This is a genomic window from Actinoplanes teichomyceticus ATCC 31121, assembly GCF_003711105.1.
Lineage (GTDB): Bacteria > Actinomycetota > Actinomycetes > Mycobacteriales > Micromonosporaceae > Actinoplanes > Actinoplanes teichomyceticus.
In genome coordinates, this window is record NZ_CP023865.1 from 3,210,977 (window position 1) to 3,230,421 (window position 19,445).

General features: G+C 73.1%; 23 protein-coding genes and 1 pseudogene. 8 read left to right on the top strand and 16 right to left on the bottom strand.

Translation table 11 applies throughout. The annotated features are described in order from the left end of the window. Window positions 1-31: 31 nt before the first annotated feature. The 4 genes and pseudogenes from ACTEI_RS14385 to ACTEI_RS14400 form a co-directional block, all read right to left on the bottom strand. A complete protein-coding gene (locus ACTEI_RS14385; protein WP_122978123.1) occupies window positions 32-1,147 on the bottom strand; it encodes a hypothetical protein in 1,116 nt (371 codons plus the stop codon). Between the two features lie 49 nt (window positions 1,148-1,196). After that, a pseudogene (locus tag ACTEI_RS14390) lies at window positions 1,197-1,445 on the bottom strand (hypothetical protein); the annotation flags it as partial. 330 nt (window positions 1,446-1,775) lie between these two features. Next, on the bottom strand, window positions 1,776-2,723 hold the full coding sequence (locus ACTEI_RS14395; protein WP_122978125.1) for a sensor histidine kinase: 948 nt from the start codon (window positions 2,721-2,723) through the stop codon (window positions 1,776-1,778). Next, window positions 2,720-3,457 carry an MEDS domain-containing protein gene (locus ACTEI_RS14400; protein ID WP_164465949.1) on the bottom strand — a complete coding sequence of 246 codons (738 nt, stop codon included), beginning with the start codon at window positions 3,455-3,457 and terminating at the stop codon, window positions 2,720-2,722. Before ACTEI_RS14400 ends, ACTEI_RS14395 begins: the two co-directional genes overlap by 4 nt. Before the next feature lie 166 nt (window positions 3,458-3,623). Between ACTEI_RS14400 and ACTEI_RS14405 the strand changes: the two genes are divergently transcribed. From ACTEI_RS14405 to ACTEI_RS14425, 5 genes are all read left to right on the top strand, one after another. Beyond that, entirely contained in the window at window positions 3,624-4,541 is a 918-nt protein-coding gene (locus ACTEI_RS14405) for an alpha/beta hydrolase family protein (protein WP_122978127.1), read from the top strand. 133 nt (window positions 4,542-4,674) lie between these two features. Beyond that, window positions 4,675-5,232 carry a DUF892 family protein gene (locus ACTEI_RS14410; RefSeq protein WP_122978128.1) on the top strand — a complete coding sequence of 186 codons (558 nt, stop codon included), beginning with the start codon at window positions 4,675-4,677 and terminating at the stop codon, window positions 5,230-5,232. Window positions 5,233-5,420: 188 nt separating this feature from the next. Next, a complete protein-coding gene (locus ACTEI_RS14415; RefSeq protein ID WP_122978129.1) occupies window positions 5,421-5,888 on the top strand; it encodes an aromatic ring-opening dioxygenase LigA in 468 nt (155 codons plus the stop codon). Window positions 5,889-6,077: 189 nt separating this feature from the next. Further along, a complete protein-coding gene (locus ACTEI_RS14420) occupies window positions 6,078-7,349 on the top strand; it encodes an amidohydrolase family protein (RefSeq protein WP_122978130.1) in 1,272 nt (423 codons plus the stop codon). Between the two features lie 82 nt (window positions 7,350-7,431). Continuing rightward, a complete protein-coding gene (locus ACTEI_RS14425) occupies window positions 7,432-7,899 on the top strand; it encodes a MarR family winged helix-turn-helix transcriptional regulator (protein WP_122978131.1) in 468 nt (155 codons plus the stop codon). Between the two features lie 98 nt (window positions 7,900-7,997). On the opposite strand, the gene ACTEI_RS14430 is transcribed toward ACTEI_RS14425, so the two are convergent. The 7 genes from ACTEI_RS14430 to ACTEI_RS14460 all read right to left on the bottom strand — a co-directional run bounded on the left by ACTEI_RS14430 (window position 7,998) and on the right by ACTEI_RS14460 (window position 14,099). Then, window positions 7,998-8,495 (bottom strand): hypothetical protein, encoded by a 498-nt coding sequence (locus tag ACTEI_RS14430; protein WP_122978132.1) that lies wholly within the window; start codon window positions 8,493-8,495, stop codon window positions 7,998-8,000. Window positions 8,496-8,558: 63 nt separating this feature from the next. Continuing rightward, window positions 8,559-8,906: a transcriptional regulator gene (locus tag ACTEI_RS14435; RefSeq protein ID WP_122978133.1), complete on the bottom strand. Its 348-nt coding sequence runs from the start codon at window positions 8,904-8,906 to the stop codon at window positions 8,559-8,561. Next, complete coding sequence (locus ACTEI_RS14440; RefSeq protein WP_122978134.1) at window positions 8,903-9,514, bottom strand: hypothetical protein; 612 nt, start codon at window positions 9,512-9,514, stop codon at window positions 8,903-8,905. Before ACTEI_RS14440 ends, ACTEI_RS14435 begins: the two co-directional genes overlap by 4 nt. An 83-nt stretch (window positions 9,515-9,597) precedes the next feature. Next, window positions 9,598-10,404 (bottom strand): PAS domain S-box protein, encoded by an 807-nt coding sequence (locus ACTEI_RS14445; protein WP_164465950.1) that lies wholly within the window; start codon window positions 10,402-10,404, stop codon window positions 9,598-9,600. 268 nt (window positions 10,405-10,672) lie between these two features. Continuing rightward, window positions 10,673-11,857, bottom strand: a complete 1,185-nt coding sequence (locus ACTEI_RS14450; RefSeq protein ID WP_122978136.1) for an EAL domain-containing protein — start codon at window positions 11,855-11,857, stop codon at window positions 10,673-10,675. A gap of 110 nt (window positions 11,858-11,967) precedes the next feature. Continuing rightward, complete coding sequence (locus ACTEI_RS14455; protein WP_145831083.1) at window positions 11,968-12,498, bottom strand: hypothetical protein; 531 nt, start codon at window positions 12,496-12,498, stop codon at window positions 11,968-11,970. After that, window positions 12,495-14,099 (bottom strand): protein kinase domain-containing protein, encoded by a 1,605-nt coding sequence (locus ACTEI_RS14460; protein WP_122982142.1) that lies wholly within the window; start codon window positions 14,097-14,099, stop codon window positions 12,495-12,497. The genes ACTEI_RS14455 and ACTEI_RS14460 overlap by 4 nt, the downstream gene beginning before the upstream one ends. Before the next feature lie 211 nt (window positions 14,100-14,310). Between ACTEI_RS14460 and ACTEI_RS14465 the strand changes: the two genes are divergently transcribed. Then, window positions 14,311-14,481, top strand: coding sequence for a hypothetical protein (locus ACTEI_RS14465; protein WP_164465951.1), 171 nt, complete (start codon window positions 14,311-14,313; stop codon window positions 14,479-14,481). 47 nt (window positions 14,482-14,528) lie between these two features. Here the strand turns inward: ACTEI_RS14465 and ACTEI_RS14470 are convergent, their stop codons facing one another. The 5 genes from ACTEI_RS14470 to ACTEI_RS14490 form a co-directional block, all read right to left on the bottom strand. Next, window positions 14,529-14,858 (bottom strand): STAS domain-containing protein, encoded by a 330-nt coding sequence (locus ACTEI_RS14470; RefSeq protein ID WP_122978139.1) that lies wholly within the window; start codon window positions 14,856-14,858, stop codon window positions 14,529-14,531. Next, on the bottom strand, window positions 14,855-15,280 hold the full coding sequence (locus ACTEI_RS14475; protein ID WP_122978140.1) for an ATP-binding protein: 426 nt from the start codon (window positions 15,278-15,280) through the stop codon (window positions 14,855-14,857). Before ACTEI_RS14475 ends, ACTEI_RS14470 begins: the two co-directional genes overlap by 4 nt. A gap of 233 nt (window positions 15,281-15,513) precedes the next feature. Beyond that, window positions 15,514-15,759 carry a hypothetical protein gene (locus ACTEI_RS14480; protein WP_122978141.1) on the bottom strand — a complete coding sequence of 82 codons (246 nt, stop codon included), beginning with the start codon at window positions 15,757-15,759 and terminating at the stop codon, window positions 15,514-15,516. Further along, complete coding sequence (locus ACTEI_RS14485; RefSeq protein ID WP_203723769.1) at window positions 15,756-17,300, bottom strand: radical SAM protein; 1,545 nt, start codon at window positions 17,298-17,300, stop codon at window positions 15,756-15,758. The genes ACTEI_RS14480 and ACTEI_RS14485 overlap by 4 nt, the downstream gene beginning before the upstream one ends. Beyond that, window positions 17,297-18,052, bottom strand: a complete 756-nt coding sequence (locus tag ACTEI_RS14490) for a prolipoprotein diacylglyceryl transferase (RefSeq protein ID WP_203723770.1) — start codon at window positions 18,050-18,052, stop codon at window positions 17,297-17,299. Before ACTEI_RS14490 ends, ACTEI_RS14485 begins: the two co-directional genes overlap by 4 nt. A 57-nt stretch (window positions 18,053-18,109) precedes the next feature. On the opposite strand from ACTEI_RS14490, the gene ACTEI_RS14495 reads away from it, so the two are divergent. Beyond that, entirely contained in the window at window positions 18,110-18,745 is a 636-nt protein-coding gene (locus ACTEI_RS14495) for a hypothetical protein (RefSeq protein ID WP_122978142.1), read from the top strand. Window positions 18,746-18,891: 146 nt separating this feature from the next. After that, on the top strand, window positions 18,892-19,347 hold the full coding sequence (locus ACTEI_RS14500) for a GNAT family N-acetyltransferase (RefSeq protein WP_122978143.1): 456 nt from the start codon (window positions 18,892-18,894) through the stop codon (window positions 19,345-19,347). The last annotated feature ends 98 nt before the right edge of the window (window positions 19,348-19,445 follow it).

Sequence of the window (19,445 nt, forward strand, 5' to 3'; positions counted from 1 at the left end):
AGAGGGGGTCTCGGACTCAGCTTCGCGGTCTTCACCCGGTCGAGATGGGCTTCGCCTCCTGGCCGGCGACGAGTCGCATGACGGCATCAGGACGAGTGAGGGCGTACGCGCTAGCCGCATAGAAGTCCGTGAACTCTCGCCGCGTCGGTGTGCCCTTGCTCCGCCAAGCACCGACCGCCGCCCTGAACTTGTCGGCCACCACCGGGCACACGCCGTCCAGGTACCGCTCGGCGAGGGCGTCCTCCAGCGCTGACTCCTGCTCACCGATCGCCTCCTCGATCCGCTGCACCCGGGCGCCGATACCTGAGGGATCTCGCTCCGGCGCGAGCGCCATCAGCCTGAGACGTCCAGGCGAGATGCCAGAAGTGTTGGGCATCTCGGCCGTGCTCTGCGCCACCCGTCGATCAACGCGATCGATCAGCTCATCAAGAGATGGACCGTGGTCAGGCACAAAGCCAACGATCGGCAATGCGATCCGCTGAAGCGACCGGATCGATTCCGGTAACAACGCCAGCGACAGCGAACCCATGTCCTCGAAGACGTTCAGGTACCGGATGGCGGAGAGCTCTTCGGCTAACAGTTGCGCCACCGTCAGTTGCGCAGCCGGTTCATGGTTCTCGTCGCGATACCCGTCGTTAACACGCCCCGGGTCGACGGCGAGCCCGACACGGTAGAGGTAGAACTGTGATGCCGCGTCGCCCTGATTCCGCATTCGGCGCAGCATGTTGACGATCGCTGCCTGGTAAGTGCCGACATGTAACGCCTTGGTCGCGGGCGGTCCGCCCATCCCGGAGCTCATGCCTGGGTGCTGACGACGGAACTCCTCGAACCACTTCAGCTGTTCAGCCTCGTACGCCGGGGAGGGCCAGTCCGGCGACGTGCTGGTGTGATACCAGGCCAGCCGGCTGATCCGCGCGTTGTCGAGTGCGAGGTCATCCACATCCCGAAGAGCGGCGACTCCCGGGCCGAAATGGATGGCATTATCACAGTGCTCGCACGGCATCATCGCATCAGCCGCGGAGCGATCGAAGTAGACCGTGCTGGAGATGGACGAAACGCCACCGCACTCACAATTCATCCGGAAACCGCTGGTGAAGTAGCCGGACCGCTCCTCAAGGGCGGGAAGACCGCCGCTCTCGCTTACCACGCGCCAGAGACTAATAGGGGTGCGATTGAGTGAGTGTTTGAGAGGGCTGTTACTCGGGCGTGCTGAACGTTCGGCGGCGTTGGCGGGTGGCGGGCCGGCCGCGGTCGAGGCGACGGATCATGGTGTCGATCGCGGCCCAGCGGATCAAGGCTTCCGAGATTGCAGGGTCACGTTCGTGGTCGCGGGCCAGCCGTCGGTGCGCGGTCAGCCAGGCAAGGCTGCGCTCGACCGCCCACCGTTTCGGATGCACGACGAACCCGCGCTGATCGGCGGGCTTACGGACGATCTCGACGGTGGTGCCGCGGGTTCCTGGCCATTTCGGGACGGTTTAGCCTTTCCGTGGGCTGTGGTGATGGGAGCAAATATGAGAGCAGGACCGCGCTCCAAAAAGGACTGAACCGCGCTGAACACCGCTGTTCTTGCTGGAACGGCAGCACGAATACGCAGGTCAGCGGTAAACCTGCTGGTCAGGGCCAACCGGACCGTTCCTGGGTCGAGCCGCGTTCCGGCGGGGCGGCGCGGTTTGCCGGTCGGGCAGCATTCCGGCGGGGCGGTGCCGTTCGGTGGTCGGGCCGCGTTCCGGCGGGGCGGCGCGGTTCGGGGGTCGAGGCGCGGGCGGGCCGGCCGGTTACGGCCCGGCGGTCAGGCGGACGGTGAAGCCGTCCTCGTCGCAGCTGAGCGTGACCTGCTCGCAGGACTGGTGGGTGATCCAGAGCCCGAGGCCGCCGCCGTCCGGCCCGCCGGCCGGCAGCAGCCCGGCGAAGGGGTCCTTCGGCCCGCTGCCGCGATCGGTGACCGTGATCACCATCCGGTCGGTCCCCGACCAGATCCGCATCCGGGTGGGTGGCAGCCCGTGCCGGTGGGCGTTGGACACCGTCTCGCTGACCGCGACGATCAGATCCGCCAACTGGTCGGCGGGCAGGCCGGCGGGCGCGGCGGCCCGGACGGCCTGCCGCGCCTGGCTCGCGGTCGGGTCGGCGAGTTCCAGCCGCGGCGCGACCCGCTGCAGCGGGTCCGGCGGCGCGGGGCGCCGCTCGGCGAGGAAGAGCCGCGGATCGACGTACGCCGGGCTGGGCAGATGGCGGTCGCCGGGCAGCGCGGTCCGCGGGTGGGTGCGGGCGACGTCGGCGAGCACCGGCTCGGGCGTGCGGCGTACGTCGTAGGCGCACATGCTCCACAGCGGGAAGTCGTCGTAGGCGTGGTTGATCGCCGACTCGTACCGGGCCCAGCAGTCCCAGCCCGGGCCGAACGTCGCGGCGGGCAGCTCACCGATGATCCGGATCTGGGCGGCCCCGTCGGCCATGTGGCCGGTGAGTATCCGGCGGTAGGAGCGGATCGCGGCGGCGGGCCGGGTGTACGTGGCGGCGCCGGTCAGGTAGACGACCGGGCTGTCGTCCGGCATCGCGTCCCGCACCAGGGCGGCGTTGCGCTCGCCGAGCGCGACCACGGTGGGTTCGCCCGCCGCGACGCCGCCCCGCAGGAACGGCACGACGACGCCGAGCAGATGCTCGTCGGAGTCGTAGCAGACAGCCTCGTGGAAGTAGCCGTGATGCCCGGCGGCGGCCCCCGTCCTCATGCGACCACCTCTACCCGGATGTGCGCGGGTTCGATCAGCTCGGCCAGGCGACGCACCGCGCTGCTGCGGGTGCGCAGCACCAGCGTGGTGCGGTGCTGTTCGGCGTGCCGGTCGAGCACGAGCAGGCTGCGATGGTCGATGAAATCCAGCTGTTCGCCGTGCAGGACCAGCGGCCGTCCCGGCTCGGTGCGCCGCAGCGCGGTGGTGAGCAGCTGCTCGGTGGTCACGTCCAGCTCGCCGGTCAGGTGGACGTGGCCGGGCCGCGGGCTGGCCGGGTACAGGTGGAACGGCGCCGACCCGGCGGTGGCCCGGGGGTGCAGGCAGGCCAGCTCGGCGATCACGGCGTCGCCCAGGGTCGCACGGTCGTAGCCGCACACCGCCCGGAACGGTGCGGTCAGCATGTACCTGCCGATGGCGAACTCGTACCGGGCGAAGGCGTCCCGGTGGGCCGGGGTGGGCAGCAGGGTGCTGACGTCGGCCGCGACGCGCAGGCCGGTGTATCCCGCCGCCAGCGCGGCATCGGTGGCCGCGGCGTACGCCGCGACCTGGGCCGCCGGGTCGAGCAGATCCGCGCCGTAGGCCTGCGCCGTGTCGATGATCCGGCCCGGCGCGTCGATCGGCGCGGGGCCGGCGGGGCCGACGAACCACACGTGCTCGCCGGCGGCGACTCCGGCGGTCAGGAAGTCGGCGGCGTGGGTCCGGAACTCGGCCGCGTCGTCGTATGCCAGGCACATGTGTTCGACCGGCGGTGCGGGCGTCAACGAGCCGCCCGGCGCACGGGGGTGGTGGGGCGGGGCGCGTTCACCGGACCAGCCTAGCGCGTCGCCCGAGTTGCTGATCTGGAACATTGTTCCGTATAGTTCGAGCGGAACAGTGTTCCACTTAGATGGGGAGTTCCGCATGAACCAGCCTCGCCACGCCCGCCCGGTGATCTCGGTGCGCCCGGTGGTGCTGCCCGCCCCGGGCCGCGGCGACGATCTGCAGGTTCGGGTCACCGCCCCGGCCGCCGGCGGCGACCTGCCCGTCATCGTCTTCTCGCACGGGTTCGGCCAGTCGATGGACGGCTACGCCCCGCTGACCGACCACTGGAGCGCCCAGGGTTTCGCGGTCGTGCAACCCACCCACCTCGACGCGCGGACGCTGGGCCTCGCGCCGGACGACGCCCGCCACCCGGACATCTGGCGCCACCGGGTGGACGACCTCGTCCGGGTCCTGGACCACCTCGATCTCATCGAGGCGGCCGTGCCCGGCCTCGCCGGCCGCCTGGACCGCGGCCGCGTCGCCGTCGCCGGCCACTCCTGGGGCGCCCAGACGGCGAGCATGCTGCTGGGCGCGCGGGTGCTCGACGCGGCCGGCGTCCCGGGCCCGAGCCGGGCCGACGCGCGGGTCCGGGCCGGCGTGCTGCTCGCGCTGACCGGCACCGGCGGCGACAGCCTGACGCCGTTCGCGGCCGAGCACTTCCCGTTCATGCACCCCGACTTCACCGGCCTGACCACGCCGTCGCTGCTGGTGGCCGGGGACAGGGACCGGTCGATGCTCAGCGTCCGGGGTCCGGAGTGGTTCACCGAGGCGTACTCGCTCAGCCCCGGGGTGCGCAGCCTGTTGACGCTGTCCGGCGCGGAGCACTCGCTGGGCGGGATCACCGGGTACGCCAGCACCGAGACGACCGACGAGAGCCCGGAGCGGGTCGCGCTGATCCAGCGGGTCAGCGTGGCGTTCCTGCGCGACCGGCTGCACCTCGCGGACTCGGCCTGGGCCCGGCTCGGCGCCGCGCTGACGACCGGCACCCACCCGGTGGGACGCCTGCGCTCGAAGTGACCGGCGGCGGCGCGCCCGGCTCCGGATCCCGCGCGAATCAGCGGGAACGGCAGGAGTTCATGAGGGTTTCTCGGGGTATGCGGCGACGGACCGACTACCACAAATCCCATCCAACACGACAAAGGAGTCAGTGATGTCCGTACGCAACGTGCAGGAAGCCTTCCTCTTCGACCTGTCCATGGCCTACGCGGGGGAGCGGGCCGCGGCCGAGATCGTCGACCGGTGCGCCCGCGAGGTGGCCGACGACCGGGCGCGCATGCTGCTCGGCCTGCACGCCGAGGAGATCCGTGCGCAGATGAAGGGCATCGAGCAGATGTTCACCATGCTCCGCGCCCAGCCGCAGAACGTGCGCTGTCCGGTGGTCGAGGGGGTGCGCGAGGAGATCGAGCAGTTCCGGCAGCAGGACCCGGCGCCGGAGTTCGTCGCCGCCACCATGCTCTTCGGCACCGTCAAGATCAGTCACGGCGCGATGGACACCTTCGGTCTGCTCGTCGACAAGGCGATGCTGATGGGTGAGATCGACGCCGCGCTGATGCTCACCACGATCTGCAAGCAGAAGGAGGACACGGCCGGCATGGCGCACCGGCTGATGCACGAGATCCTGCTCGAGTGCACCGGCGAGACGAGCGGCGCGCTCACCGAGCTGGCGGCCGCGGGCGGTGCCCGCACCATGGCCGGCACCTCGGCGTAGGGCGGACCGGTATCCCCCCGGTTTGCCGGTCGGCTGTGCGGTTGGTCCGGGTCTGTCCCGGTGTGCTGCGCGATTTCGCCTCCGCGCGCGGCGCAACGGAGGATGATGTCGGACTAGTGGTGGTGAAACGCCGCGAATGTTCCGGCCACCACCGTCACCGGAGGACTCCGGACGGAAAGGACATCACCATGGCCTCGGGATCGGCTGCCAAGAAATCTCCGGCCGGGTTGATCCGCCTGCTCGCGCTCCTGGTCGTCGCCGCCGGCGTGATCATGCTGATCGCCGGGGCGGCCACCTGGTTCACCGTGGCGAACCAGCTCGCCGACGAGAAGATCACCGTCTCCGCCGACGCCGACAACTTCGCCGGTGACAAGATCGACGGGCCGCTGACCGCGTACGCCGAAGCGCAGGTCATCGAGAAGCACGCGCTCGCCGCCAGCGGCGGCAAGACCTACGCCGAGCTGGCGAAGGAGGACCCGAAGCGGGAGGTCGTCATGACCGGCTCGTTCCTGCGGTCCTCGCTGTTCACCTCGGTCGTCTCGTTCGGTGTCGCGGCGATGGCGATGGGTCTCGGGGTGCTCTTCCTGATCATCGGATACGCCCTGTTCGCGGTGGGCCGGTCGCTGCCGCCGGTGGGCTCGCCGGCCATCGACTGACCGTACCCTCGCGCCCGCGGGCCGCACGCGCCCGCCTCGCGGCCGGCGTCGTGCCGGTCGCGGCCCGTCGCCTTCCCGGCGGCCCGGCACACCCGGGTGGTTGCGTATCGCAATTGTGTGCAACTATGCATACAACTGCGGTGCGCAAATCCGTGCGCTCCGCACAGGATCGCCCCGCCGGGAGGAACCATGGCCACCGCCGTCGTCCACGCGAAGATCTTCGACGGGTGCGACGTGACCGCCGCCAGCACCGTCGTCATCGAGGGAACCGAGATCACGGCGGTGGGCGGGGAACCGCCGGCCGGCGCCGAGGTCGTCGACGCGTCCGGGGCCACGCTGCTACCCGGGCTGATCGACGCCCACGTGCACACCGATGCGCGCAGCCTCGGGCTCGCGCTGCGGTTCGGGGTGACCACCGAGCTGGAGATGCAGGGCACGAACACCGCGCCGAACCGGGCGCACCTGCTCGACGACGACACCGTCGCGGACGTGCGCTCGTCGGGATTCGGCATCACGCCGCCCGGCGGGCATCCGAGCGAGCTGTTCCCGGAGGGTTTCCGGCCCGGCCCGCCCGGCGGGCGGCCGCACCGTCCCGGCCCGCCGCCGGTGATGCCCTTCGCCACGACTCCCGAGGAGGCGGTGGCATTCATCCCGCGGCTGATCGAGAGCGGCTCCGACTACATCAAGTTCATGGTCGACGACGGCACCGTCGAGGGCCATCCCGGCCTGCCCATGCTGGACCGGGCCACCCTCACCGCCGGGGTGCGCGAGGCGCGGCGCCGCGGGATGCTGACCGTCGCGCACGCGCTGACCGTCGACGCGACCCGGATGTCGGTCGAGGCCGGGATCGGCGGCCTGGCCCACCTGTTCATGGACCGGCCGCACACCCCCGAGATCATCGATCTGATCGCCCGCTCGGGCGTTTTCGTGGTGCCGTGCGTGGTCCTGAACGCCTCGATGATGGGCATCACCGGCGCCGCGCTCGCCGACGACCCCCGGGTCTCGGCACGCCTGGACGAGCCCTGGACCGCCACCCTGCGCTCCAGCTTCGGCCACTACCCGCAGGGCCGCCTCGACGACGTGCTGGCATCGGTGCGAGCCCTGCACCGGGCCGGCGTCGACCTGCTCGTCGGCACGGACGCGTCGGTTCCGCTGCCGTTCCTGGGCGGGCTCGCCCACGGCGCGAGCGTCCACCACGAACTGCAGTACCTCGTCGCCGCCGGGCTCACGCCGATCGAAGCGCTGCGCGCGGCGACCAGCACCCCGGCGCGCCGGTTCGGGCTGACCGACCGGGGCCGCATCGCCCCCGGGCTGCGGGCCGATCTGCTGCTGGTGCAGGGCGACCCCACCGCGGACATCGGTGACACGCTGAACACCCGGGCGGTCTGGCGGCGCGGCACGCCGGTGGCCGGCGCGGCCGTCGCCGATGGTGGGACGCGTGCCGGCGGTGCCCAGCCCTGACGTCGTCGTCGCGCCACGCCGCGTACCGACATGCATGAGGTCGAGCACATGCGCGACGCATACGCCGGGGTAGGCTGACCGGGTGACGGGCCGACACCAGCCGGACGACGCCGACGAGCTGTTCGACGCGGTCGGCGCGGCGTTCGCGCGGCTGCGCCGGCGTACCACCCAGCTGCCGGTCACGCCGCCCGTCGAGCGCAAGGATCTCAACCGCAACCTGGTGCTGAACGTCGTCGACGAGGCCGAGGGGGAGATGAGCGTCGGCGCGGTGGCCGACGCCCTGGCGGTCGATCCGTCGGTGGCCAGCCGCATGGTCACCGACTGCATCACGCACGGTTACCTGGTCCGGGTGCCGTCGCAGTCCGACGGCCGCCGGGCGGTGCTGGAGCTCACCGAGGCCGGTCACGCGTTGCGCGACCGCTTCCGGTCCCAGCAGCGCCAGGCCTTCGAGCACATCACCCGGGACTGGCCCGAGACCGAGCGCCGCGAACTCGCGCGTCTGATCATCAAGTACGCCGACTCCGCCGCGGCCGCCGCCGGTCGCGGCTGAGCCGCGGCTCACCGCGCGGGCCGAGACCCGTGCCGTCAGCTCGCGGCGACCAGCTCGCCCAGGTCCGAATGCTGGTGCTGACCGCCCGGGACCGTGGCTCAGGGGGTGAGGTGTCGCGGTTCGGTGCGCAGCGCGGCGTCGACGATCGCGCATGTCCTGCCCTCGGCCAGTCCGCGAGCCGGTTGTTTCGGATCCTGCTCGCAGAACAGCCACAGTCGTTGGGTCTCCAGGTGGCGCACCAGGTCCAGGGCCAGTTGGCGGGCCTCCGGCGACCCGGGCTCCAGCCCCGGGCGGCAGAACGCGATGAACAGGGCCGGATTGCGGAACCGCAGCTCGAACAGGTCGTGCGGCCAGGTCCGCAGCGCCTTGCGCGCCCGGTCCAGGATCTCGTCGTCGCCGATCTCCTTGAGGACCCGCACCCGGGCCATGCCGCCGGCCGCGGCCCGGGCGATCTCGTTGGAGGACCAGCGACCCGTCGCCTTGGCCTTCGGCAACAGCCGGCGCAGGACCTCCACCTGCTCCTCCACCAGCTTGCGGGTCTGCTGGACGACCGCCGCCTGTCGCCGGACGGCTTCCAGCTCATCCACGTCACTCATGGTTCACAATGTACTGGTTCACAGTAAACCGGTACAGCCAATATCGTCGCTTGCGCTTCCCGATCAGTCCCGCTTGCCGGCCTCGAACCGGCTCAGCAGGGCGGCCAGCAGCCGCATCTCGGCGGCCAGCGCCTGCTCGCCCTTCGCGGTGATCGTGGCCCAGGTCTTCGGGCGGCGTCCCGCGTAACCCTTGTCCAGCTGGACGAGGCCCTGCTCGGCGAGCACGTCCAGGTGGCGGCCCAGGTTGCCGTCGGTGAGCGAGAGCGTCCGTTTGAGGTACGAGAAATCCGCCCGCCCGGCCTCGTCGAGAACCGTCAGCAGCGCCAGACGGGTCTTCTGGTGAACGACCTCGTCCAGGCCGAGCGCGGGATGCGGCGGCTCCGACTCCGGCTCCGGTTCCGCGCCGGTCACCGCACCGCCCGCCCGCGGCGGCTCGCCATCAGGCCGGCGAGCGTCAGCGCGACGCCGAGCGCGACTTCGACGCCGATCGCCGCCCAGGCGCCGCTCGACCCGTGCGGCGTGGCGGCGAACAGGCCCTGTGCGAGACCGGCCAGCGCCGTGCCGACGGCCGCGCCGTAGAGGGTGTTGTTGCGCTGGCGTACCGAGATCGCGGTGAGGATCGCCGCGGGCCACTCCAGGGTCGCCCAGTAGCCGCCGACGAAGAAGACCGGCACGAACAGCACCGCCAGGACCGGAAGGCTGGCCACGTAGCCGATGGTGACCGGCCGGTACGACCGGCGGCCGCCGCCGACACCCGCCCGCTGCGCCACCCGGCCGGCGTGCCACCCGAGCACGAGCAGCCCGATGGCGCCGGCGCACGGCCAGTACAGCAGCAGGGCCAGCTTGGCGACCGCCGTCTGGCTGGTCGCGGCGTGCGCCGCGACCAGGGCGGCGTTCGCCAGGGTGAGCGCCCCGAACACCGACAACGGCAGACCGATGGTCTGCCGGTCAGCGCGTACCCGCTGGCGAAGGTGGTGCAGTTCGGCCGCCGTTTCGGCGACGCCGGTGGTGCCGTTCATGGGTGAGCTCCCCCCTCGGTGTGGTCCAGGAGAGAGTACTCTGCACTACAGAGCTCAGGATGCGGGGCCCCGCGCGACGGGGTCTACGACGAGCTCACCTCCGTCGCGTTGATGAAGGCGCACAGCAGGGAGCCGGCGGAGCCGTGCACCATCGACAGCGAGGCCGGCACCGTCAGCAGGTCGCCGTTGCGGGTGCGTAGGCGCAGCTCACGCCGCATTCGTACCTGCGACGGCGCGAACCGCATCTCGCCCAGCATCCGGCTCATGATCTGGTCCTCGTACTCCGGGCACAGCGTCTGCTCGATGGGCCGGTTGCAGACCTGGTCGGCCGCCCAGCCGAGCATTTGCTCCGCCGCGTGGTTGAAGCCGACCACGACCGAGTCGCTGGTGATCGCGATGAACGCCTCCTGCATGCTGCGCAGCAGCCCGGCGGTGTCCAGCGCGGTGGTGGGCAGCGGGGTCTCCGGCCGTTCGGCCGGGATCGGCCCGATGAGCTCGGCGACATCGTTGATCTTGAGCAGGTCGGCGGCCGTCCACGGCCGCGGGACGGTGTCCAGCACGGTGAGGGCCCCGACCGGTTCGCCGGCGCCGCCCCGCAGCGGCACGGCGAGGAACGCCCGCGCGCCGTAGTCCACGGCCAGCGGGTGTTCCCGGATCCGCCGGTCGTCGTCGGTCAGCATGTTCTCGCTGAGCACGGGGTGGTCGGCGCTGACCACGAATTTGCACAGCGAGTGCGACAGCGGCGCGTGCCCCTCCGGCGCCAGGTCCGGCCACATCCCGTAACCGGCGGCGAAGTAGTACTCGAGCTCGCCGACGAGGGTGATCTGGCACATCGGGGCGAGCACGGCGTGCGCCGCGAACTCGGTGACCCGGTCGAGTGACATGGGCATGCAGGGGAGCACCAGCCGCGCTCGCCGGGTCTCCTGCAACCGCTCGGGTGAATTGATGACGGCTTGATTGATGGCAGCCATTTTGTTCGGCGAGCCTCTCGCTGCGGTGGGAGCCCCTGGCTGGCGAGGTTGCAAGTGTCGTGTCCGCAGCCCGTAGTCAGAGGCACTTGCACTGCCCAGATTAGGTTGTTTGCCGAGCTCAAAGCGGTAAAACCGGGATGCTGACCGTTTCGCGGCCGGCCGCGGGCGAGGTTCCGGGCGGGCCGTGTCAGCCGCGCGTGTGCCGGTTCAGCAGCACGCGCGTGACGGCGGCGACGGTCGGCAGGTCGTCCGTGGTCGCCAGCTCGGGGCCGGCCGCCGTGTCGACGCACACCGCGTACCCGTAACCGGGTCCGATGACCGCGACGGCCAGCTCGCCGGGCACCGGGCGGTCCAGCAGGACGGCCGAGCGGGCCCGGCCGGCGAGCGCGTGCGGCGGCGCCGCGACGCCCGGAATGCCGGTCGCCGGGCAGGAGGCGACGACGACGGCCGTGGCGTCCGCGGCGGCGATGTCGCGGACCCGGGCCAGCGCCGCGTCGACCGCCTCGGCGGTGCCGGGCGCGCTCGCGGCGTGCGCCGTGGCCATCTGGAACGGGGTGCCGTCCGGCTGGTGGAAGCCCGGTCGCGGGACGCGCAGCGCGGCGGCGGCCGCCGGGTCGTAACGATGCCCGGCCCGGTCGAGCGGACCGGGCCGGCCGAACAGCCAGCCCTGTCCCCAGCGGGCGCCGAGCTCCTGAGCGGTGACCAGGTCGGCCTCGGTCTCGACACCCTCGGCGATCACCAGGGCGCCGGTCCGCCGGGCCTCCGCGCGCACCACGGCGCAGACGGCCCGGGTGTGCGCGGCGTGCGGGTCCCGGAGCAGGCTCATGTCCAGCTTGATCACCTCGGGTTCGAGGATCGGGAGGAAGGCCAGCGACATCGGGTCCACCCCGACGTCGTCCAGGGCCACCGCGTTGCCGCCGAGCTGGATCGAGCCGGCCAGGCTCAGCAGGCTGCCGGGCACCGCAGTCAGCGCCCGCTCGGTGTACTCCAGGATCGTCCGGAACGGCGGCCGGGCGGCGAACAGCTCGATCAACCGGGGTGACAGCGGCTGGTCCATCACGGCGGGCTCGCCGTTGGCGAACAGCAGCGGGGGAGCGACCCGCGCCGCCATCGCGCCCTCCAGGGCGCGCTCGAAGCACAGCATGTCCAGCTCGCCCAGTCGTCCCGCGGCGCCGGCCGCGGCGAACAGCCGGTCCGGGAACTCCAGCGCGCTGCCGGCCGGGCCGCGCGCCAGCGCCTCCACCCCGACCACGGCACGGGTGGACAGCTCGACGATCGGCTGGAAGAGCGGGCGTACCAGCCGGCCGGCCAGCACGGCGTCGAGCGTGACGTCGGTGGCCGGCGCCGCAGCCGAGACGGGGGCGATGGGCATTGCGGGCTCCCTGGCGGTGAGGGGTGCGGTGTCGCCGTGGCCCCTACCGATCGGTTCCCGGCCCCCGCGGCTGCCGACAATCGCGCGTGAGCTGGGTCACGCTGCCCGGCTCACGGGACGTAGATCTGCGCCATCCGGGTGATCGTGCCGTCCACCATGGTGACCGCGACCATGCCGCCGGGATCGCCGGACAGCCACCGGCCGAAGGCCTTCGCCGTGGTCGGGCAGGTGCCGCCGGCGTCGGGCGAGTCGACGCAGACGTCGCCGTTCTCGTCCTGCCAGGTGTAGAACCTCGGCCGGGCGGCCACCGGCACGGTGATCTTGGTGTGGCTCTCCTCGGTCGTCCACTCCCGGTCGCAGCGCCCGTCGGTGGGCGCCGGCCGGAACGCCCGGCAGTACTGCTCGCCGGTCATGAAGAGGATCGGCTCCACGACCGCGGACCGGTTGCGCGCGTCGTAGGCGTACATCTTCACCACCGAGCGGGTGTCGCCCCGGGTCAGGTCGGCGAAGCTGGGCTCCGGCGCCGGGGCTGCGGTGGCCGAGCGCGCCGGCCCGGCGGTGCCCGGCGTGTCGCCGGGGTGCGTGCCGCACCCGGCGGTCAGAAGCAGCGCCACCGCCAGCGTGACCAGTCGCCGTCTCATCGGCTGCGCACCTCCGCGTTGGCGAACGTGACCCGGTCTCCGGTGTCGTCGATCATCGCGCCCAGCTCGACCCGGCCGGCCGCGAGCGACGGTTCGCCCAGCGCGGTGGCGAGCACCGGGGCGCCGTCCACCGTGACCGTGGCCCGCTCGTCGCGCACGTCGATGCCGATCCGGCGGACCCGGCCCGGGGCGGTGCCGGCGACCGGGGTACGGGTCTCGCCGGTGAGGTCGGCGGGTGTCTCCACACCGAACCGGATGTCCTTCTCGCACACCGCAACCCGGTAGGCGCCGTCCGCGGTCGACCGGAACCAGATCAGCGCGCAGGCCCCGGCGGACACGATGGACACGTCGACGGCCACCGACTGGTCCCCGGCGAAGGTGTCGGCCGGGCCGCGGCACCGGTGCACCGAGTCGGTGGTGACCGTGAGCCGGCCGCCGGTGAAGGCGCACCGGCCGCCGTTCCCACGCGAGGCGAACCACTGACCCGGCCGGTCCAGCCGGTCGATGATCGACGTGCCGGGCACGGTCCGGCGCCGCGGGCCGGCCGGTGCCGGGCTGCCGGCCGGGCCGGGCGCGGCCGCCGCGCCGCCACCGCCCTGGCCGAAGGCGGTCCGGTCCACCGTGCCGGTGGCGACCAGCGCGCCGGCGCCCAGCGCCAGGCCGGCGAGCCCGGCGAGGGTGGCGAGGGCGGCTCGCCGGCGGCGCGGCCGCGGCTCGCTCCGCTGGGCCGCCTCCGCCGCGCGCAGCACCTCCGCCGGCACCAGCCGGGTCTCCTCGTCGAGATCCGGAACCAGCAGCAGGTCGAGCAGCTCCTGTGCGGTGGGCCGGTCCCGCGGGTCCTTGGCCAGCGTGCGCTCGACCACCGGGCGCAGCGCGGCGGGCAGGCCGGACAGGTCCGGCGGCTGGGTCAGGATGCGGGCCGCGGTGGCGGCCGCCGAGTCGGCGTGGAACGGGGTACGGCCGGTCCCCGCGTACGTCACCACGGCGCCCCAGGCGAACACGTCGGCGGCCGGGCTCACCGTCGTACCGCCGTGATCGGTGTCGAAGCGCTCCGGCGCCATGTAGGCCACCGTGCCCACCATCTGGTCGGTACGGGTGTGCTGGCTGGTCACCTCGAACGCGCGGGCGATGCCGAAGTCGATCACCTTCGGCGTGCCCAGGGCGAACAGCACGTTGGCCGGTTTCAGGTCGCGGTGGATCACCCCGGCGCCGTGGATCGCGGCCAGCGCGGTGGCCACCCCGACCGCGACGCTGTGCAGGCTGCCCGCGGCCAGCGGCCCGGACCGGCTGATCACCTGGGCCAGGCTGGGCCCGTCGACGTACTCCACCACCAGGTACGGCGTGGCGTGGTCCGGGTCCGCGTCGAGCACCTCGGCGGTGCAGAACGGGGGCACCTGCCGGGCCCGGTTGACCTCGCTGCGGAAGCGACCCCGGAACTCGGCCTCGGCCGCGTACTCCGGGCGGATCACCTTGACCGCGACCAGCCGCCCGCCGGCCCCGCGTCCGAGGTAGACCGCGCCCATGCCGCCCTGCCCGAGCCGGCCGATCAGGTGGTAGCCGCCCAGCTCGGTCGGATCGCCCGGGCGCAGCGGATCGGTCACCCGCAGAAGATACATCGAACCGGCAGGATCGCCCCCGCCCGGGACGGCCGCCGCCCGGCCGGCAGCGGGCCCCGGGCCGAGCCGGCGTCCCGGGCGGCCCCGCGCCGCGACGAGGGCCGCGACCGGTGGCCGTTAGCAGCGGTGTCCTGCGGGTATGCGCGGCTCGACGCACGTGGCGGATGCCACGGCGCGAGCCGCACGGGAGGTTGTCGTGTCGAAGAAGGTGGACCAGGACCAGCTGCAGGCCGCCGCGCGGGAGGCCAAGGAGCACGGCATGAGCGCCAGTGAGGCGGGGGTGTCGCAGGGCGCCGCCAAGCAGATCGATCACCACACGCACCGGGAGCGCGCCGAGGAGGACACCCCGCGCGGCGGCAAGTCCTGAACCCGGTCGCGGTTTCCCGCCGCACCCCGGCGGGGAACCGCGGCCGTTCAGAAACCGGCGTCGCCCCCGCTGACCGTGGTCAGTGGGCCGAGCAGGCCGGTGATCTCCAGGGTCCGGCGGGCCATGCCGGTGAGGTTGGTCAGCACGAACGCCGACCCGTGCCGGTGCGCGGTGTCGCGGGCGCGGACCAGCGCGTGGATGCCGGAGGAATCGCAGAAGGTCAGGCCGGTCGCGTCGATGACCAGCCGGCTCGGGCGGGTCTCGGTGACGCTGAGGCCGACCTGCTCGTCGAGCCGCTCGGCGGTGGCCATGTCGAGGTCTCCGGCCAGGGCGAGGCGGGTGATGCCGTCGCCGTCGGCGTGGGCGGTGATGTTCATGCCGGCTCCGTACGGTCGGTTCCGGTGGCGGTGAGGTCCGGACCCGGGCACGGCGGCAGCTGTGCGCGCACCCGCTTGCCGCCCTGATGCGACTCCACGTACCAGCGGATCGTCAGCGCCTCGATCATGGTGAGGCCGAGCCCGCCGGTCTCGTCCGGTTCCCGCGGGCGGGGCACCACCGAGGAGCCGTCGGCGACCGAGACGGTGACCTGCCGCCCGTGCGCCTCGACGTCCAGGGCGATCTGGCCGCCGCCGTGCCGGACCGCGTTGCCGACCAGCTCGCTGACCACGGTCATCGTGTCGGCCACCCAGCCGGCGTCGTCGAGTCCCCAGCCGCCGAGGACCGCCGCGACGGCGCCGCGTGCCCAGCGCGGCGCGGTGGTGTTCAGCGGCAGGTCGAAACGTGCCGTCAAGGTGCTCACCTGACCTGCCACCTCCCTCGTGCGCCGGCCGGGACGGCGGATGCGTGCCGCCGACCGGATCCGTGTCGTCCGGATCTGCTCGTCTGACGGTGCTCGTGCGATGGTGCGTCGGTTCGTGCGTCGTTTCCGGGTCCGCTGCGATCGTACGTCGATCCCGGCCGGGGTGGAAGCCGGGAACCGGAAACATCGGGACGGGTGCATCCACCGGTGCTGTGGTCGGCGTGCGCGCCGGCTCACGTCCACCACGAGCGCAGCGCCCCGGCCAGCCCGGCCAGCAGCAGCACGGCCAGGTACGCCAGCACCACCCGCACGTCGCGCAGCAGGCAGGCCGAGCGGCGCAGCCCCTGCCGGTGCGCGCGCAGGTAACCGGCCAGCGCCAGCCCGGCGAAGAACACCACCGCGACCGGGCCGCACCACCAGGTCAGCGCGGCCACGGTGGCGTACACGCAGAGCCGCAGCGGATCCGGCGGCGCGGTCACGGCGCGGCGCCGGGCGCGGCCCGGGACAGGCGCTGGGCGGCCAGGGCGGGCCAGGCCTGCACCGCGCAGAACGGCGCGCACTGGTCCCGCTCGCCGCGGCGGGTGCCCACGTGCACGCAGCACTGCAGCAGCCGTTCCTCGATCATCGTGGCGATGTCCATGAACGGTTTCACGGTGATCCGTTTGACCCGCTCGGCGAGCAGCCCGCGCAGCCGGTCGCGGCCGCCCGGCAGCGCCAGCCTCGCCAGCGTGCCGATGCCCAGGTCGCACGCGGTGCACACGTCGCGCCACAGGTCGCCGACGCGCGGATGCGACAGCGACGACTGCTCGGAGAGCAGCCCGAGCAGCGACTCGCGCACCGCGCGGCGCAGCTCGGCGGGCAGCTGCGTGTCGGCGATCCGGTTGGCCACCGCGTCCGGCGCCTCGGCCAGCAACGCCAGCAGCCGGTCCGGGCCGAGCAGCGCGGTCAGCGAGCGCCACCGGCCGGTGTCGTCGCGCAGCAGATAGCCGACCGAGCAGCAGTGCGGATGCGAGCACGGCAGGGCGGTCAGGTCGCGCCAGGTCACCCGGTCGCCGGTCTGCGGGCCGAGCCGGGCCAGCACCCCGGTGTGGGTGAGCCGCCGGTTCCAGTCGATCGGACCGGAGCGGCCCGAGCCGAACTGCGGCTGGACGGTGACGCCCCCGACGTACGCGGTGGCCAGCGCCCGGTCGATCACCGCGCCGATCTCGCCGTCGTTGACCCCGAGCGCGGCGGTCATGGTCAGCGTGGTGAACACCCCGGCGAGCGACAGCCGGTCGATCGCCCGCTCCTTGTGCTCGGTCAGGTCGGCGCCGCGGTGGTGCCGGTGGGCGGCGCCGGAGACCCCGTCGTACTGCAGGTAGACCTCGACCCGCTCGCGGTGGCGCGCGATCAGGTCGAGCAGCGCGTCGTCGCGGGCCAGGGCCAGCCCGTTGGTGTTGAGCAGCACGCGCACGATCGGCCGGCCGGCCACCTCGTCGAGCAGCCGCGGCAGGTCGGGGTGCAGGGTCGGCTCGCCGCCGGAGAGCATCAGCACGTCCAGGCGGCCGTTCTCGCGCCGCAGCCGGGCGTCGATCCCGGCCAGCAGGGTGGCCACCGGCACCGGCTGCCCCGCGCCCGGCGCGGACTCGGCGAAGCAGGTGGGGCAGCGCAGGTTGCAGCCGTCGGTGAGGTCGGTCAGCAGGATGCAGGTGTGCTGGGTCTGCATCTCCGGCAGCCCGTCCAGGTAGGCGGCGGGCACCGGGGCGAAGTTGCCGGTCACGTCCGGCACGTGCCGCTTGGTGGGGGCGGTCCACTGCTCCAGGTAGGCGAGGATGGCCGGGTCCTCGTCGTACAGGGTGCGGATCAGGCCGTGCCGGGCGCAGCCGCGTTCCAGCCACACCCGGTCGTCGCGGACCGCCAGCCGGCCGGCGAGCCGCGGCACGTCGGCGAGGTCACGGCCGGGGTCCTCCAGGTGGCAGCGCGGGCAGAAGGCGTCGACGTACCGGTGGATGCGGTCGCCGCGCAGCGGCATCCCGGTCATCGCGCCCACGTCGCCTGCGGGGCGGCGCGCAGCGCGCGCAGCCGCCAGCCGAGCAGCGGCAGGCAGCACAGCAGGAAGATCTGCGGCCGGGTCAGGCCGGCGGCGGCGACCTCGTTGCCGCGGACGAACTCGACCGCGAACCGGAACCCCGCGTAGCCGGCCAGATAGCCGGTGAACAGCGCGTCCGGGCGGGTGATCCGGTCCCGCAGGGCGATCAGCAGGGCCAGGGCGACGAGCTGGAAGGCGATTTCGTACGCGAACGAGGGGTGCAGCGGCGTGTCGGCGGGCGTCCCCGGGAAGCGGGCGGCGTCGGCCGCGCTCAGCGTGACGCCCAGTGAGGTGCCGGTCGGCGTGCCCGGGCGCTCGGTGAGCAGGCAGCCGACCCGGCCGACGGCCATCCCGGCCGCGACCGCCGGCGCGAACAGGTCACCGGAGCGCGCCCGGTAGCCGCACAGGCGTTTGGCGGCCAGCACCCCGAGGTACGCCCCGGCGAGGCCGGAGAGGATGCTGCGGCCGCCGGAGAGCCACTGCTGCGCCAGGCCCGGGTTACGGCCGGGGTCGAGGTGCTGGGCCCACCCGGCGAGCCGGCTGGCCAGCAGGCCGCCGGTCAGCGCGCCGGCCACCAGGTAGCACAGGCGCGGATCGCGGCGGTCGCGGCGGCGTACCTCGTGGGCGAGGACGGCGCCGGCCACCGCGAGTCCCGCGCCGACGAAGACGTCGTGGATCTCCGCTGGAAGCAGGGCGATTTGCACCTTTTAAGGCTATAGCATCATCCTGATGTACTGGATGACCTTGCCGCAGGCGGGCCGGTGAGCACCCCGGCGGACGATCTGTGGCGGAGCGTGAGCGAGCGGCTCGACGCGACGCTACGGGCGTGCCGGATTCCGCCGGAGGCCGTCGAGCCGGTGACGGCCGAGCCGGGATCGACCGGCCTGCCCCCCGACCCGCCCGGGGTGCGGCGGGTACGCCGCGCCGTCCGGATCCGCACCGTGCCGCCGGACGTCGACCTGTTCGCCGTCGCCACCGACCTGTGGCAGCGCGGCGGCTGCCAGGTCGGCGAGACCTTCACCGGGTACGGCGGCACCCTGGTCGGTCAGGACCCGGCCGGCCACGTCCTGTCGCTGACCGCCGGGGACGGTGGCACGCCGCCCCTGCTCGTGATCTCCTCACCGCCCATGCCGCGTCCCGACCGCGGCATGACGCTGGGCGTCGTCACCGGCGCCGTACTCGGACCGGTTGCCACCTGCGTGTCGGTCCTCACCGCGCTGAACAGCCTCGCCGAGCCCAACCTGTGGGCGATGTGGCTCTGGTTGCCGCTCTTGCTCGTGGTCGGTGGCCTGCTGGCGCTCTCCCCGCAGAGCCGGCGTTTCGGGACCGGCCTGCTGATCGGCGGCGCGGCCACCGGCATCGCCACCTCCGGCCTCTGCACCGCGATGATGCGCTGACCGGCCGGGCGGACGTCGTGCGGGACGCCCGGTGCGGGCGGGGCGGGCCGGCGTCCGGATGCGCGTGACCACCGGAGCCGGCCGTGGACCGGCGGCCGGAGAACCGCGAGCGCGTCCGGTTCTGCGCACGCGGTAGGTTGCCGGTCATGGCGGATGTACGGCTGGAGCCGATGACCGAGGATCACTACAAGCCGTGGCGGGCCGAGGCCGAGGCGCACTACGCGCGGAGCGTCGCCGCCTCGGGTCAGTCGGCGCGCGACGCGGCCCGCACGGCCGCCGACACCTACGCGCGGCTGCTTCCCGACGAGTTCGCCACCGCCGGCCACCATTTCTGGTACGCCTACGACGGCGACCGCCGGGTCGGTTTCCTCTGGATCAAAGTCACCCACGACACCGGGTTCGTGCACAACGTCGCCGTCGAGCCGGACCTGCGCCGCCGGGGCTACGGCCGCGCGATCATGCTGGCCGCCGAGCGCTGGTGCCACGACAACGCGCTGACCAGGATCGGACTGCACGTCTTCGCCCACAACTCCGGCGCCCGGGCCCTCTACGAGCAGCTGGGCTACACCGAGACCGGCCGGAACCTGGCCAAGAGCCTGTGACCGCGCCCCGCGCGGCCGGTCGCCGGTGGTGGACGGTCCGTCAGGCGCCCCGCCCCGGCGGCGTCGTACGGTGCGAAGAAGCCGCCGAGAGCACGTCT